The sequence below is a fragment of the Pseudarthrobacter sp. TE9888 genome (assembly GCF_056279345.1).
This window is the reverse complement of record NZ_JBWBRD010000002.1, coordinates 4,003,481-4,016,455: the sequence shown is the minus strand read 5'-3', so window position 1 is coordinate 4,016,455 and position 12,975 is coordinate 4,003,481. Positions and strand designations below refer to the sequence as shown.

14 protein-coding genes are annotated in these 12,975 nt (G+C 66.9%); 11 read left to right on the top strand and 3 right to left on the bottom strand.

The annotated features are described in order from the left end of the window. The first annotated feature begins 1 nt into the window (after position 1). From ACZ9J7_RS19230 to ACZ9J7_RS19220, 3 genes are read left to right on the top strand one after another with little or no spacing between them, the layout of a single operon-like run. The gene (locus tag ACZ9J7_RS19230) at positions 2–772 is read left to right on the top strand and encodes a lysophospholipid acyltransferase family protein (protein ID WP_476211583.1); all 771 of its coding nucleotides are present in this window, start codon (positions 2–4) and stop codon (positions 770–772) included. Further along, positions 769–1,818: an NAD(P)H-dependent glycerol-3-phosphate dehydrogenase gene (locus ACZ9J7_RS19225; protein WP_476211582.1), complete on the top strand. Its 1,050-nt coding sequence runs from the start codon at positions 769–771 to the stop codon at positions 1,816–1,818. The genes ACZ9J7_RS19230 and ACZ9J7_RS19225 overlap by 4 nt, the downstream gene beginning before the upstream one ends. 2 nt (positions 1,819–1,820) lie before the next feature. Then, entirely contained in the window at positions 1,821–2,966 is a 1,146-nt protein-coding gene (locus tag ACZ9J7_RS19220) for a D-alanine--D-alanine ligase family protein (protein ID WP_141160133.1), read from the top strand. Between the two features lie 235 nt (positions 2,967–3,201). Here ACZ9J7_RS19220 and ACZ9J7_RS19215 read toward each other — a convergent pair whose 3' ends face one another. Next, positions 3,202–3,705 (bottom strand): DUF3515 domain-containing protein, encoded by a 504-nt coding sequence (locus tag ACZ9J7_RS19215; RefSeq protein ID WP_476211581.1) that lies wholly within the window; start codon positions 3,703–3,705, stop codon positions 3,202–3,204. Positions 3,706–3,771: 66 nt separating this feature from the next. Between ACZ9J7_RS19215 and thiL the strand changes: the two genes are divergently transcribed. Genes thiL through rsmD form a run of 4 tightly spaced genes read left to right on the top strand, consistent with a single transcriptional unit; the run spans position 3,772 to position 8,771 of the window. Next, positions 3,772–4,818: a thiamine-phosphate kinase gene (gene thiL, locus ACZ9J7_RS19210; RefSeq protein ID WP_476211580.1), complete on the top strand. Its 1,047-nt coding sequence runs from the start codon at positions 3,772–3,774 to the stop codon at positions 4,816–4,818. A 22-nt stretch (positions 4,819–4,840) separates the two neighbouring features. Further along, the gene (locus ACZ9J7_RS19205; protein WP_476211902.1) at positions 4,841–5,827 is read left to right on the top strand and encodes a DAK2 domain-containing protein; all 987 of its coding nucleotides are present in this window, start codon (positions 4,841–4,843) and stop codon (positions 5,825–5,827) included. After that, the gene (locus tag ACZ9J7_RS19200; protein ID WP_476211579.1) at positions 5,817–8,087 is read left to right on the top strand and encodes an ATP-dependent DNA helicase RecG; all 2,271 of its coding nucleotides are present in this window, start codon (positions 5,817–5,819) and stop codon (positions 8,085–8,087) included. The genes ACZ9J7_RS19205 and ACZ9J7_RS19200 overlap by 11 nt, the downstream gene beginning before the upstream one ends. A 39-nt stretch (positions 8,088–8,126) precedes the next feature. Continuing rightward, complete coding sequence (gene rsmD, locus ACZ9J7_RS19195) at positions 8,127–8,771, top strand: 16S rRNA (guanine(966)-N(2))-methyltransferase RsmD (protein WP_476211578.1); 645 nt, start codon at positions 8,127–8,129, stop codon at positions 8,769–8,771. On the opposite strand, the gene ACZ9J7_RS19190 is transcribed toward rsmD, so the two are convergent. Beyond that, positions 8,768–9,562 carry a spermidine synthase gene (locus ACZ9J7_RS19190; protein ID WP_476211577.1) on the bottom strand — a complete coding sequence of 265 codons (795 nt, stop codon included), beginning with the start codon at positions 9,560–9,562 and terminating at the stop codon, positions 8,768–8,770. The two genes, rsmD and ACZ9J7_RS19190, sit on opposite strands and share 4 nt — an antisense overlap. Continuing rightward, entirely contained in the window at positions 9,562–10,791 is a 1,230-nt protein-coding gene (locus ACZ9J7_RS19185; protein WP_476211576.1) for an aminotransferase class I/II-fold pyridoxal phosphate-dependent enzyme, read from the bottom strand. The genes ACZ9J7_RS19190 and ACZ9J7_RS19185 overlap by 1 nt, the downstream gene beginning before the upstream one ends. Before the next feature lie 43 nt (positions 10,792–10,834). Between ACZ9J7_RS19185 and coaD the strand changes: the two genes are divergently transcribed. The 4 genes from coaD (at position 10,835) to rnc (ending at position 12,971) form a co-directional block, all read left to right on the top strand. Further along, the gene (gene coaD / locus ACZ9J7_RS19180; protein WP_476211575.1) at positions 10,835–11,335 is read left to right on the top strand and encodes a pantetheine-phosphate adenylyltransferase; all 501 of its coding nucleotides are present in this window, start codon (positions 10,835–10,837) and stop codon (positions 11,333–11,335) included. A gap of 122 nt (positions 11,336–11,457) precedes the next feature. Further along, the gene (locus tag ACZ9J7_RS19175) at positions 11,458–11,982 is read left to right on the top strand and encodes a YceD family protein (RefSeq protein WP_476211901.1); all 525 of its coding nucleotides are present in this window, start codon (positions 11,458–11,460) and stop codon (positions 11,980–11,982) included. Between the two features lie 36 nt (positions 11,983–12,018). After that, the gene (gene rpmF, locus ACZ9J7_RS19170; protein ID WP_009356569.1) at positions 12,019–12,222 is read left to right on the top strand and encodes a 50S ribosomal protein L32; all 204 of its coding nucleotides are present in this window, start codon (positions 12,019–12,021) and stop codon (positions 12,220–12,222) included. 20 nt (positions 12,223–12,242) lie between these two features. Beyond that, positions 12,243–12,971, top strand: a complete 729-nt coding sequence (gene rnc / locus ACZ9J7_RS19165) for a ribonuclease III (protein WP_476211574.1) — start codon at positions 12,243–12,245, stop codon at positions 12,969–12,971. The last annotated feature ends 4 nt before the right edge of the window (positions 12,972–12,975 follow it).

Genomic DNA, 12,975 nt, shown 5'->3' with positions numbered 1-12,975 from the left:
CGTGAAGGAATCTGCCAAGAGCAGGGCCACATTTGTGTTCATCGCCGGCGTCGTCCGGCCCCTGATGAACCTCATGATGTCCAAAACGTGGGAAGGCACGGAAAAACTTCCCGCCGGCGGCTTCATCGCCGCACCCAACCACTGCACCGAAATCGACCCCCTGGTGGTGGGGCACATGCTCTACAACCAGAAACGGGCCCCCCACTTCCTGGCCAAGGCAGCACTGTTCAAGGTTCCCGGCCTGGGCCCGCTCCTGCGCGCCACCAAGCAGGTGCCGGTGGAGCGTTCGACGGCGGGCGCGAACCGGTCGCTGCAGGTGGCCCAGGAGATCGTGGCTGAGGGCGGCGCCATCATCATCTACCCCGAAGGCACGCTGACGCGCGATCCCGGGCTGTGGCCAATGAAGGGCCACACCGGTGCGGCGCGGCTGGCCCTCGAAGGGGGCATCCCCGTGGTGCCCATCGCCCACTGGGGGGCGCACGAGGTCTTCCCCCGGTACGGCAAGCGGTTCCACCTGTTCCCCCGGAAGCGTTCCCGGGTGGTCGTGGGCGATCCGGTGGACCTCAGCGCCTTCAAAGGCCGTCCGCTGGACAAGGCCACACTGGGCGAAGCCACCGAGCTGATCATGGACGCCATCACCGACCTCCTCGCCGGCCTGCGCGGAGAACAACCGCCGGCCGAGCGCTGGGACCCTGCCAAGCAGCAGCAGTCCAAGCACGGGCGGTTCGTTGACCGTGGGCAGCAGCCGGGCGCGGAAACGGAAGCCCAGTGACCGGTGACGGCAAGCCGGGAGCGGCCCGGACAGTGGCCGTCCTCGGCGCAGGATCCTGGGGGACGACGTTCGCGAAAGTCCTTGCCGACGCCGCCATTGCCACGGGCACCCCGCGTGCCATCAGGCTGTGGGGCAGGCGCGCCGAAGTAGTGGACGAGATCAACACCAGCCACCGCAACAGCGACTACCTCAAGGACATCGTCCTGCCGGAAAGCATCACCGCTTCCACCGAGGTCCGCGAGGTCCTGTCCGGGGCTGAACTCGTGGTGGTCGCCGTTCCGGCCCAGTCGCTCCGTCCGCAGCTGCGGGAATGGAAGGACATGATCGCCCCCGGAGCCGTCGTCGTCTCGCTCATGAAGGGCCTGGAGCTGGGGACTGACTCCCGAATGAGCGAAGTCATCAGCCAGGAACTCGGACTGCCACCGGAACGCATCGGCGTGGTCTCCGGCCCCAACCTGGCCATGGAAATTGCCCGCGAGGAGCCCACCGCGTCAGTGGTGGCGTGCTCGGATTCAGCGACGGCGGGCTGGCTGGCCAGGACCTGCACGGCCCCATACTTCCGGCCCTACACCACGGCGGACGTCGTCGGCGTTGAAATTGGCGGCATCGTCAAGAACGTCATTGCCCTGGCCGTGGGCATCTGCGAGGGAAAGCAGATGGGGGACAACACCAAAGCCTCCGTCATTACCCGCGGCCTGGCCGAAACATCCCGCCTGGCCCTGGCACTGGGCGGCGAAGCCAAGACCATGGCCGGGCTTGCCGGACTCGGCGACCTCGTGGCGACGTGCTCCTCCGCGCTGTCCCGCAACCACACCGCAGGGCGGCTGCTGGGCCAGGGCCTGACGCTCGAGGAGGTGGGCCGAAAGATGACCCAGACCGCCGAAGGCATCAAATCCGGCCAGGCCGTCCATGAACTTGCCGGCAAGCTCGGCGTCGAAATGCCCATCACTGCCGCCGTCGTGGCGGTACTGGCAGGCAAGCTGTCCGTTGACCAACTCGGGCCGGTGCTGCTGTCCCGGGAACTGAAACCTGAAGGCGATTACTGACCATGTCCCAAGACACACCCACCACGGGTCAAACAGCCACCAGGAAACCACGCGTCGCCGTGCTCTTCGGCGGCCGGTCCAGCGAGCACGCCGTCAGTTGCGTCACGGCCGCAGGCGTCCTGGGGGCCATCAACAAGGACAAGTACGAGGTCATTCCCATCGGAATCGCCAAGACTGGCCAATGGGTTCTCGCCCCCGCTGAAACCGCAGAATGGTCCCTCGCGGCCTCGTCGCTTCCTGAGGTCGTTCCGTCGCCGGAAACCGTCACCCTGGCCGAGATCGGCGGGGAGCACCAGCTGATCGTGGCCTCGCCCAACCAGGTCCCGCAGGAACTGGGCGCCGTTGACGTGGTCTTCCCGCTACTGCATGGCCCCTTTGGCGAGGATGGCACCATCCAGGGACTCCTTGAACTGTCCGACACCCGCTACGTCGGAGCCGGCGTGCTGGCGTCCGCCGTCGGCATGGACAAGCACTACATGAAGGTGGTCTTCGAAGCCGCCGGGCTGCACGTCGGGCCGTACGTGGCCGTGACGGACAGGCAGTGGCGCAAGGACCCCGAAGCCGTGCGGAAGCAGGTCGACCGGCTGGGCTTCCCCGTCTTCGTCAAACCGGCCCGCGCCGGTTCCTCGATGGGAATCTCCAAAGTCGACTCCCTCGAAGAGCTGGACGCGGCCATCGAGGAAGCCCGGCGGCACGACCTCAAGCTGGTGATCGAAGCCGGCATCGTGGGACGCGAAATCGAGTGCGCGGTCCTGGAAGGCCGGGGCACTGATGCGCCGCGGACATCGATGCCCGGCGAAATCTCCGTGGCCGGAGGTACGCACGAGTTCTATGACTTCAATGCCAAGTACGTCGAAGATGATGCAGCATCCCTCAGCTGCCCGGCCGACATGCCCGCGGAGGCCATCGCCCGCGTCCGCGAGCTGGCCGCTGCTGCGTTTGATGCCGTAGGCGCCGAAGGCCTCAGCCGCGTGGACTTCTTCTACACCCCGGACGGCGAGTTGATCATCAACGAGATCAACACCATGCCCGGCTTCACGCCCAAGAGCATGTACCCGCAGATGTGGGCAGCTTCCGGCCTGGGCTACGCCGACCTCATTGACGAACTGATCTACCTGGCACTGCACCGCAACACCGGCCTCCGCTGATCCCCACCGGCACCCTAACCTCGCTTCGCTTCGGCCAAGGAACCCTGCCGGCGTGGGCCCACCACCGGCGGCCTAGCCTCGCTTCGCTTCGGCCAGGCCTCGCTTCGCTTCGGCCAGGGAACCCTGCCGGCGTGGGCCCACCACCGGCGGCCTAACCTCGCTTCGCTTCGGCCAGGGAACCCTGCCGGCGTGGGCCCACCACCGGCGGCTGTCCGGAGCTTGAGCCTGCCGAAACCTACTGGCTCTTGGGCAGGTTCTGCAGGTCCTCCTGGCCCACGCAGTTCCGCGTTGACGGAATCTTGCCGGCAGCCGCCGCAAGGTCCGCGAGCACTGTCGCGGAGCTGATCTTGTCCGGATCCATCACGATTTCCGTGGCCGGTTCCCTGCCGTAGGTGGTCAGCGTCCACGCCGGATCACCTTCCTTGATCACCCAGTCAACCCCGTTAACGGTGACGCAGCGGTCGGTCGTCGGCCCCGGCACGTTGACGCCGCAGCGGAGGATGACCAGCGAGGGATCGCCCCAGGCCGCGGTGGCCTGGCTGTTGGTCTTCCGCAGCTTCGAATCGCCAATGGCATCGGGCAGGGCCACCATCATGGGCGCGCACGCCGGGTTGGCGGCGTCCTTCGCGGCGGTGACATCCACTGCGGCGGAGCAGGATGCCAGGGAAAGGACGGCAATTGCACCGACCACCGCCATCCTGGCGGCGCGGGCGGACAGGGGGAGCTGGGGATGGTGCATGGTTCCAGCCTATCGCCGCCGCCCCCGTCCGGACACGATGTCGGCCGGGCGCGGTAGCGTAGTGGCGTGCCTGAAGACCTTCGAAACCGCGTAGACCACCAGCCCACCGTGGCCGGGCTTTCCGAAGCCGACCTGCTGGCCCGGATCTTTCCGCGCCTCCGGATGGAGGCCGGGCACAATGCGAGCACGCTGCTTGGGCCCGGGGACGACGCCGCCATTGTCGCGGCACCGGACGGGCGAACTGTAATCAGCATCGACACCCAGGTCCAGGACCAGGATTTCCGTCTGCTGTGGCCCAGCGGCTACCGCACCACCGGGTTCGACGTCGGCTGGAAAGCAGCGGCGCAGAACCTTAGCGACATCAATGCGATGGGTGCCCGGGCCACCTCCATGGTGGTCAGCCTCACGCTCCCCGTCGACACGCCGGTCGCCTGGGTGGAGGACCTGGCGGACGGGCTGGCAGCCGGAATCCGGGAACTCGGGGCAGTCCACTGTTCCGTGACGGGCGGCGACCTCGGCCGTGGCCGGGAAATTTCCGTGACCGCCGCTGTCCTCGGAACCCTCGACGACGCCCGGCCGGTGCTCCGCTCCGGTGCCCGGCCGGGGGACATCCTGGCGCTCGCGGGAACGGTTGGCCATGCGGCAGCGGGCCTTGCCCTCCTCGAATCGGGAATCGCAGTGGATACCCTGACGGCCGCGGAGCAGGCCTTCGTCGACCTGCAGTGCCGTCCGCGGCCGCCGTTGGAAGCCGGACCTGCAGCCCGGGAGGCGGGAGCCACAGCCATGCTGGATGTATCGGACGGACTCCTGCGCGACGGAAAGCGGCTCGCCGCCGCGAGCGGTGTCGCCGTTACCCTCGATCCGGTACGACTGACCCGGTTGGCGGAACTCCTGGGACCCGCCGCGGCGCGGCTGGGAGCGGATGCGGCGCCATGGGTGCTGGGCGGCGGTGAGGACCACGGGCTGCTGGCCACATTCCCTGCCGATGTTCAGCTGCCACCCGGATTCACTGCGATAGGCTCGATACATGCACTCGGCACCGACGAAGGCCCGGGTGTCCTGATAGCTGGCCGGGCCGCGGACACCGGGGGATGGGATCACTTTGCACACTAAGGTTGCCGCCAACGCGCTGGCCATGAAGAGGTGGCTGGGCAAGGCTGAAACTGCCCTGGGAAACCACAGCGACCGGCTCAACGCCATCAATATCTTTCCCGTGGCTGACGGGGATACCGGCACCAACCTCTACCTCACGGTCCGTGCTGCGGCGCGTTCGCTGGTGCTCGACCCTGACCAGCCTGCCCCGGTGGACGTCGGGGAAGTCCTCTCCATGGCCGGCCAGGCCGCGATGGAGGAGGCGCGGGGAAATTCCGGAACCTTGTTCTCGGTGTTCCTCTGTGCGGCAGCTGAGCCGCTGGCCGGTCATACCCGGTTGACGTCCACCCTGCTCTCGGCGGCCCTGAACCGCGCGCAGATCCGGGCGTGGTCTGCCCTGAGCGATCCCGTTCCCGGAACCATGCTTTCAGTCATGGAAGCGGCGGCACGTGCGGCCGCCGCCGTAGACGCCGCCCAGGACGGCGATGACAGCAACCACGCCCTGGGCCTCGCCCTGGACGCGGCGGTGGAGGGGGCGCTGGCCGCCGTGATCCACACCGAAGAACAGCTCGATGCGCTCCAGTCGGCCCATGTGGTGGATGCAGGCGGTGTGGGAATGCTGCTGATCCTTGACTGCCTCCGCTCCGCCGTCATGGGGGAGGAACTGCAGGGGGAGCTTCTCGACGGCCTCCATGGCTACGACGTCTCCGATCCCCACATCCACACGTCCATGCCGGCCGACGACGGCGTGGAAGTCATGTGCACCATCAGCTTGTCGCCGCTGAATGCCGCCACCCTGCGGCAGCGGCTCGACGAAATCGGCGAGTCAGTCATCATGAGCCAGGTGGGCAACGGGCCGGACGCCGATGGCAACTACCGGTGGCGGGTGCACGTGCACGTGCCGGACGCCGCCCCGGCCGTAGGGATTATCCGGTCCCTGGGCGAACCCTCCCAGATCAGCATCAGCGAACTGGCCCTGCCGCGGGATCCGGGTGCGGACGCGGTGAACACCGGCGGGCATGAACGCTGAACTGGAGCTGGCCCTGGAGCGGCGAATCGGGAAGCGGTCAGCGGCCGTCATTGAGAAACACCTCGTCATCACCACGGTTGAGGGCCTCCTGAACTACTACCCCCGCCGCTACATGAGCCGCGGGGAGTTGACCCCCATCGCGGAGCTTCCGCTGGATGAGGACGTGACCCTCATAGCCAGGGTCCTCTCCAGCAGCACCCGGCAGATGCAGGCACGGCGCGGGACCATCACCGACGTCATCGTCTCAGACGACGACGGGAAGCAGGGACTGCGCCTGGTCGGCGGGCGGGATTACACCGGCAAAGTTCCGGGCACCCTGAAAATCAGCTTCTTCAACGGGTTCAAGGCGAAAAACGAGCTCCTGCAGGGACGCCGCGCCTTGTTTTCGGGCCGGGTAACCAGTTTCAAGGGGAAGCTGGGCCTTACCAACCCCGACTTCCAGCTCCTGGACGAATCTCCGTTCAGCGACGCCGGCAAAGACCCGGAGAAACTTGCCGCCATGCCGATACCGGTCTATCCGGCCACGGCCAAGCTGCCCAGCTGGAAGATCCAGAAAGTGATCGCCACGCTGCTCGAAACTTCCGACCTTGGCTCGCTGCCGGACCCGGTCCCGCCGGAGGTCGCAGCCAGGGAAGGCTTCCTCCCCGTCGCGGACGCCTACCGCCTCATCCACGTTCCCGAAACTGCCGGCGACTGGAAACGTGCCCGCGACCGGTTCCGTTACCAGGAAGCACTGGTGCTGCAGTCAGCCCTGGCCCGGCGCCGGGCCCAGCTTGCCGCGGAGGAAGCCACCGCCCGGCGTCCTGTGGGCGACGGGATCCTGGCCGCTTTCGACCATACGCTGCCGTTTGCGCTCACGGCCGGCCAGGCTGCCGTCGGCAAGACCCTCGCGGCGGAACTGGCGCAGGATACGCCCATGAACCGGCTCCTGCAGGGCGAAGTGGGCTCCGGGAAGACCGTCGTGGCGTTGCGTGCCATGCTCCAGGTGGTGGACGCCGGCGGCCAGGCCGCGCTGCTTGCCCCCACCGAAGTGCTCGCTGCCCAGCACTTCGACTCCATCCGCCGCACCCTGGGTCCGCTCTCCAGCGACGGCCTCCTGGGCGGCCTGGCCGGCGGCAACGGGCCTTCCGTCCAGGTCACGCTGCTCACCGGGTCCATGCCAACGGCGGCACGGAAGCAGGCCATGCTCGACGCCGCCGCCGGGACCGCAGGCATCGTCATCGGCACCCACGCGCTGCTCAGCGACAACGTCTCCTTCTATGACCTCGGCCTGATCGTGGTGGACGAACAGCACCGTTTCGGCGTGGAACAGCGCGATGCCCTGCGGGCCAAAGCCAGGAAGCCGCCGCACCTGCTGGTCATGACCGCCACGCCCATTCCCCGCACCGTGGCAATGACCGTCTTCGGCGACCTTGAAACCTCCACCCTGGATGAACTGCCCAAGGGACGGGCACCGATCAGCACCCACCTCGTGGGCCTTGCCGAGAATCCGGCGTGGGCGGCGCGGATCTGGGCACGCGCCCGGGAGGAAATTGACGCCGGCCACCAGGTGTACGTGGTCTGTCCCAAGATCGGGACGGACGACGACGGCGACTTCAGCCCCGGCGAGGCCGCACCGCCGGGCGTGGAGGCGGAGGAGGCCCGGGAACTTGCATCCGTCACCGCCGTCGTGGACCACCTGCTGGGCGAGCCCGCGCTGGCCGGGGTTCCGCTGGCTCCCCTCCACGGGCGCCAGGACCCGGAGCTGAAGACGGACACCATGGCCGGATTCACTGCCAACCGCATCAAGCTGCTCGTCTCCACCACCGTGATCGAAGTGGGGGTGGACGTGCACAACGCCACGCTGATGGTCATCCTGGACGCTGACAGGTTCGGAATTTCCCAGTTGCACCAGCTTCGCGGCCGTGTGGGCCGCGGCGGCCTGCCCGGGACCTGCCTGTTGGTAACCGCCCTTGAACCGGGCCACCCCAGCAGGCGCCGGCTGGACGCTGTGGCTGCCACCACGGACGGGTTCGTCCTGTCGCAGGAGGACCTCAAGCTGCGGCGCGAGGGCGATATCCTTGGTGCTTCCCAGTCCGGCGGCCGCTCCACGCTGAAGCTGCTTCGGGTCCTCGAGCATGAGGACGTGATAGCCCGGGCCAGGGACGACGCGCAGGCAATCGTCGGCGGGGACCCGCTGCTGTCCGGCCACCCCGAGCTCGCCGGGGCCATCGAGAAGTACCTCAACCCCGAGAAGGAGGCGTTCCTTGAACGCGGTTAGCAACGACGGAGCAGGCGCGGCCGAACCGCGGTGGTTGCCGTGACGCGGATCATCGCCGGCGCGGCCGGCGGCACACCGCTGGCGGCCGTCCCGGGATCGTTGACCCGGCCCACGACCGACCGGGTCAAGGAAGCGCTGTTTTCCCGGCTGGATGCCTTTGACGTGATTGCCGGCGCCCGGGTGCTGGATCTCTACGCCGGCTCCGGTGCCCTGGGGGTGGAAAGCGGCAGCCGGGGTGCACAGTCGGTGGACCTCGTCGAGTCTGACGCCAAGGCCAGTGCCGTGTGCCAGCGCAACGCAGACCTCATCAATGGGGTGCTGGGCGGTAAAACCGTAACGGTCCACCGCTCCAAGGTGGAGCCGTTCCTTGACCGCGCCGCGGCGGCGGCCGCCTGGGACCTCGTGTTCCTGGACCCGCCGTATCCGCTGGAGGACGCCACGCTCGCCGCCGTGCTGCAGAAGCTCGCCGGCCATTTGGGGTCCGGGGCCGTGGTGGTGGTGGAACGCTCGTCACGCTCCCCTGAACCGGGGTGGCCGGACGGGATGACGCGCTTCGCCGAAAAGAAGTACGGGGAAACCAGGCTGTGGTTCGCGGAGCCGTTCGTTCCCGATGCGATCACCCCTGACGACCTTGCTGACGCCGCCAAGTCCACGGCCGGCCAACCTGCTTCCCCTGACGCTTAGGGCGGTCCCTGGGCGCAGAACGGATCCAGGTCCACTCCCGCCAGGACCCGGGCAGGGTGCGGGCCGCGCGCTTCCAGCTCGGCTGTCCACGATTCCGGCCAGGGGCCCTGGGTTCCGGCAAGGATAATGTTGCCCGGGTACCTTCCCTGGAACATGCCGGCCTCGGCAAAAGCGGCCACGTCCGCTATGGCACTGCGCATTGCAGCCACCTGGCTCCTGACAAGCGTGAGCGCCGGTTCGTCCCCGACATTGACGATCAGGAGCCCGTCCGGGCGGAGGCGGTCCCTGGCTTCACGGTAGAAACCGCTCGTGGCGATGTGGGCCGGCGCCTCCGGTCCGGAGAAGATGTCCAGGATCACGACGTCGAACGCCAGGCCGGGGTCCAGCGCACCGAGCGCTTCGCGGGCATCGCCGATGATGGTGGTCAGGTTCGTTCCTTCGGGCATGGGAAGGTGCCGCAGGACGAAGTCGAGCAGTTCGCGCTCCAGCTCAACCGCGTACTGCACTGACCCCGGACGGGTTGCCTGGATATACCGCGCCAGGGTCAACGCGCCCGCACCCAGGTGGAGCGCCGAGATGGGTTGTCCGGGCGGGGCCGCCAAATCCACGAGGTGCCCGATCCTGCGGAGGTATTCGTAGAAGATGTCTTCCGGCCGGTCGAGGTTGACGTGCGATTGTTCGGCTCCGCCGATGCTGAGCACGTAGCCGCCGTCGGTAAAGGCATCGGGCTCGATGGTGGCGTGCTGGCCGGTGGTGCGCAGGAAACGGCTGGCGGCCCCGTGGCTGGGCATCAGAGCCTGCCGCGCAGGGTAGCCAACCGCGCGGCAGCTTCCTCCAGGACGTCGTTCTTCTTGCAGAAGGCAAAGCGGAGCAGGCTGCGCGTCTGCTCGGCACCTTCCGGATGGCAGAAAACCGGAACGGGAATGGCTGCGACCCCCACCAGTTCCGGCAGTCGGCGGGCGAGGTCCAGGGCATCGGTGATGCCCAGCGGCGCCGTGTCCACGTTGACGAAGTAGGTGCCCTGCGGGCTGAAGACGTCAAAGCCGGCGGCCCGGAGCCCGGCGCTGAGAATGTCCCGTTTCTGCTCCAGGGCAGAAGCGATGCCCCTATAGAAATCATCGGGGAGGGCCAATCCCTTGGCGATCGCTGCCTGGAACGGCGTGCCCGAACTGTAGGTCAGGAACTGCTTTACCGTGCGGACGGCGGCCACCAGTTCCTCCGGCCCGCTCAGCCAGCCGATCTTCCAGCCGGTGAGGGAAAACGTCTTGCCGGCCGAGGAGAGGGTGATGGTCCGCCCAGCCGCGCCAGGAAGGGTGGCCACCGGTGTATGGACTACGCCGAAGGTCAGGTGCTCATACACTTCATCGGTGATGATGGTGCTGCCGTGCCGGCGTGCCAGGTCCACCACCCGCTGCAGGACCGCGGGCGGAAACACGGCGCCGGTGGGATTATGCGGGTTGTTCAGCAGCACCACCTTGGTCCGCTCGCTGAAGGCCGCCTCCAAGGCCGCCACGTCCGGCATGAAGTCCGGGGCAGCCAGGGGAACGGTCGTGTGGGTGGCCCCGGAAAGTCCGATGACCGCACCGTAGGAGTCGTAGAACGGCTCGAACGTCAGGACCTCGTCGCCCGGTCCGGCAAATGCCAGAAGGGCAGCGGCGATGCCTTCAGTGGCCCCGGTGGTGATGATGACTTCCGTCGCCGGATCCGGAGCCAGGCCGTAGAAGCGTTCCTGGTGCGCTGCTACCGCCTCGCGGAGCTCGGGGAGGCCCTTGCCCGGTGCGTACTGGTTGGCGCCGGACGCAATGGCCGCCCGGGCCGCTTCCCTGATTTCAACCGGACCGTCCTCGTCGGGGAAGCCTTGTCCCAGGTTGATGGCGCCTGTCCTGACGGCCAGGGTGGTCATCTCTTCGAAGATGGTCACTCCCAGGCCGCCGTCCGCCGCCAGGAGGTTTGCCCCGAGCGCGGTGCGCTGCCAGGGAGCAGGTGCCAGGGGTGTGGAAAGTTCCCGTGCTGGATGCATCCAGTCATGGTATCCCGGCCTTTCCATGGGGTAGGTTCGGAGCATGAGACGCGCTGTGTGCCCCGGATCCTTCGACCCCATCCACAACGGCCATCTCGAAGTGATCGCGCGGGCTGCCGGCCTGTTTGATGAGGTCATTGTGGCCATTTCCACCAACTACGCCAAGAAGTACAGGTTCACCCTGGATGAGCGGCTGGAAATGGCGCGCGAAACCCTGGCGTCGCTCAAGGGCATCGTGGTGGAACCCGTGGGGGAGGGGCTCCTGGCCGAGTACTGCCGCCAGCGGGGCGTTTCCGCCATCGTCAAGGGGCTCCGGTCGTCGTCGGACTTCGACTACGAGCTCCCCATGGCCACCATGAACCGGCAGTTGAGCGGCGTGGAAACGGTCTTCCTCCCGGCCGAGGCCAGCTACCTGCATTTGTCCTCCACCCTGATCAAAGAGGTGGCGTCCCTGGGCGGAAGCGTCTCGGACTACGTTCCCAGGTCAGTGCACCGGCGCATGGTGGCCGGCGAGCCTTCGCCGGATCAGCAGCAGAGGCGGTAGGCTGGATCGGTACTTCGGCGCTGCCTGCTGCCGGTTTGAGTCACCATGGCTCTTCAGGCTAAGATGGTACGTCGGTCATATGTTCAACAGGAGTTCTCATTAACAGAGATGCTGGTTCGCCCCTGGCGTTCGACGTCAAGGACCTCGGGCGCAGCCCGGGAAGCATGCGGACACTGAAGGAACATGTACCCGCACCGGGTGATCTTGGTGTGGCGCTCATTGGTGTTCAGGAAGGCTCGGATGTCGAGCTCGACCTGAGGCTGGAGGCCGTACACGAAGGAATTCTGGTATCTGGAACCGTCCTCGCCGAAGTAACCGGCGAGTGCGGCCGATGCCTGGATCCCCTTGCGTATGACCTTGAGGTCAATGTGCAAGAACTTTTCTTCTATGAGGGCACTGAGCTCTCGGACGGAGAAGAAGATGAAGAGCAACGTCGAGTCGAGCACGATGTAATCGATCTTGAACCGGTGTTGCGGGACGCGGTTGTCACCAATCTGCCGTTCCAGCCGGTGTGCCGGGAAGACTGCCAGGGCCTTTGCTCCGAATGCGGAGTTCGCCTGGAAGACGAGCCGGGGCACCACCACGAGGTCCTGGATCCTCGCTGGGCTGCCCTAGCTGATATGGCTAAGCCTGACCGGCAAAATTGATTTGTACGTGTTTGTCTAGAGAGAAATGAGTTAGCCGTGGCTGTTCCCAAGCGGAAAATGTCTCGCTCGAATACCCGCGCCCGCCGCTCGCAGTGGAAGGCGACCGCCCCCCACCTGGTGAAGACCGTTGAGAACGGTCAGGTCACCTACAGCCTGCCGCACCAGGCAAAGGTCGTTACCGACTCTGCTGGCACCGCGCTGTTCCTTGAGTACAAGGGCCGCAAGGTCGCTGACGTCTAATCGGCCCAACAGGCTGACTGATGTCTTCAACTGAAGAGCTTCTGAAGCGTCTCGGTGTCACTATTGACGCCGGGACGCTTCGTCTTGCGCTTACCCACCGCTCGTACGCTTACGAGAACGGCGGCATCCCCACCAACGAGCGGCTCGAATTCCTGGGCGACTCCATCCTGGGGTTCTCCGTGACCGATGCCCTGTACCGGGACAACCCGGACCTGCCCGAAGGCGAACTCGCCAAGCGCCGGTCCGCCGTCGTCAGCACCCGCGCCTTGGCCGGCATCGGCCGCACCCTGGGCATCGGCGAGTACATCTACCTGGGGCAGGGCGAGAAGCTCACCCATGGGAAAAACAAGGCGTCCATCCTCGCGGACACCATGGAGGCCCTGATCGGGGCCACCTACGTCTCCAACGACATCGAGACCGCGCGCCAACTCGTCATGCGGCTGATCGGTCCGCTGCTGAAGGACGCCGCTGTCCTGGGTGCCGGCACCGACTGGAAGACCAGCATCCAGGAGCTCGCGGCCAGCCGGCAGCTTGGCAGCATCCACTACGCAGTGGACGGGACCGGACCGGACCACGCCCGCACTTTCACCGCTGTCCTGAACATCGGCGGAAACGCCTACGGCAAGGGTTCCGGGCATTCCAAGAAGGAAGCGGAGCAGGAAGCGGCCGCGGACGCCTGGCGGGTGCTTTCCGGCGCCGAAACCCGGAATGCTGCCGGCACTTCCGCTGGTTCCGTCACCGCCAAGTAGCGTT

Bases quoted from the DNA above. Each gene is read 5' to 3' on its own strand.
- ACZ9J7_RS19215 (WP_476211581.1), bottom strand. From the start codon at position 3,705: ATGCACCATCCCCAGCTCCCCCTGTCCGCCCGCGCCGCCAGGATGGCG.
- ACZ9J7_RS19200 (WP_476211579.1), top strand. From the start codon at position 5,817: ATGAACGCTGAACTGGAGCTGGCCCTGGAGCGGCGAATCGGGAAGCGG.
- ACZ9J7_RS19205 (WP_476211902.1), top strand. From the start codon at position 4,841: ATGAAGAGGTGGCTGGGCAAGGCTGAAACTGCCCTGGGAAACCACAGC.
- ACZ9J7_RS19220 (WP_141160133.1), top strand. From the start codon at position 1,821: ATGTCCCAAGACACACCCACCACGGGTCAAACAGCCACCAGGAAACCA.
- ACZ9J7_RS19185 (WP_476211576.1), bottom strand. From the start codon at position 10,791: ATGCATCCAGCACGGGAACTTTCCACACCCCTGGCACCTGCTCCCTGG.
- rnc (WP_476211574.1), top strand. From the start codon at position 12,243: ATGTCTTCAACTGAAGAGCTTCTGAAGCGTCTCGGTGTCACTATTGAC.
- coaD (WP_476211575.1), top strand. From the start codon at position 10,835: ATGAGACGCGCTGTGTGCCCCGGATCCTTCGACCCCATCCACAACGGC.
- ACZ9J7_RS19190 (WP_476211577.1), bottom strand. From the start codon at position 9,562: ATGCCCAGCCACGGGGCCGCCAGCCGTTTCCTGCGCACCACCGGCCAG.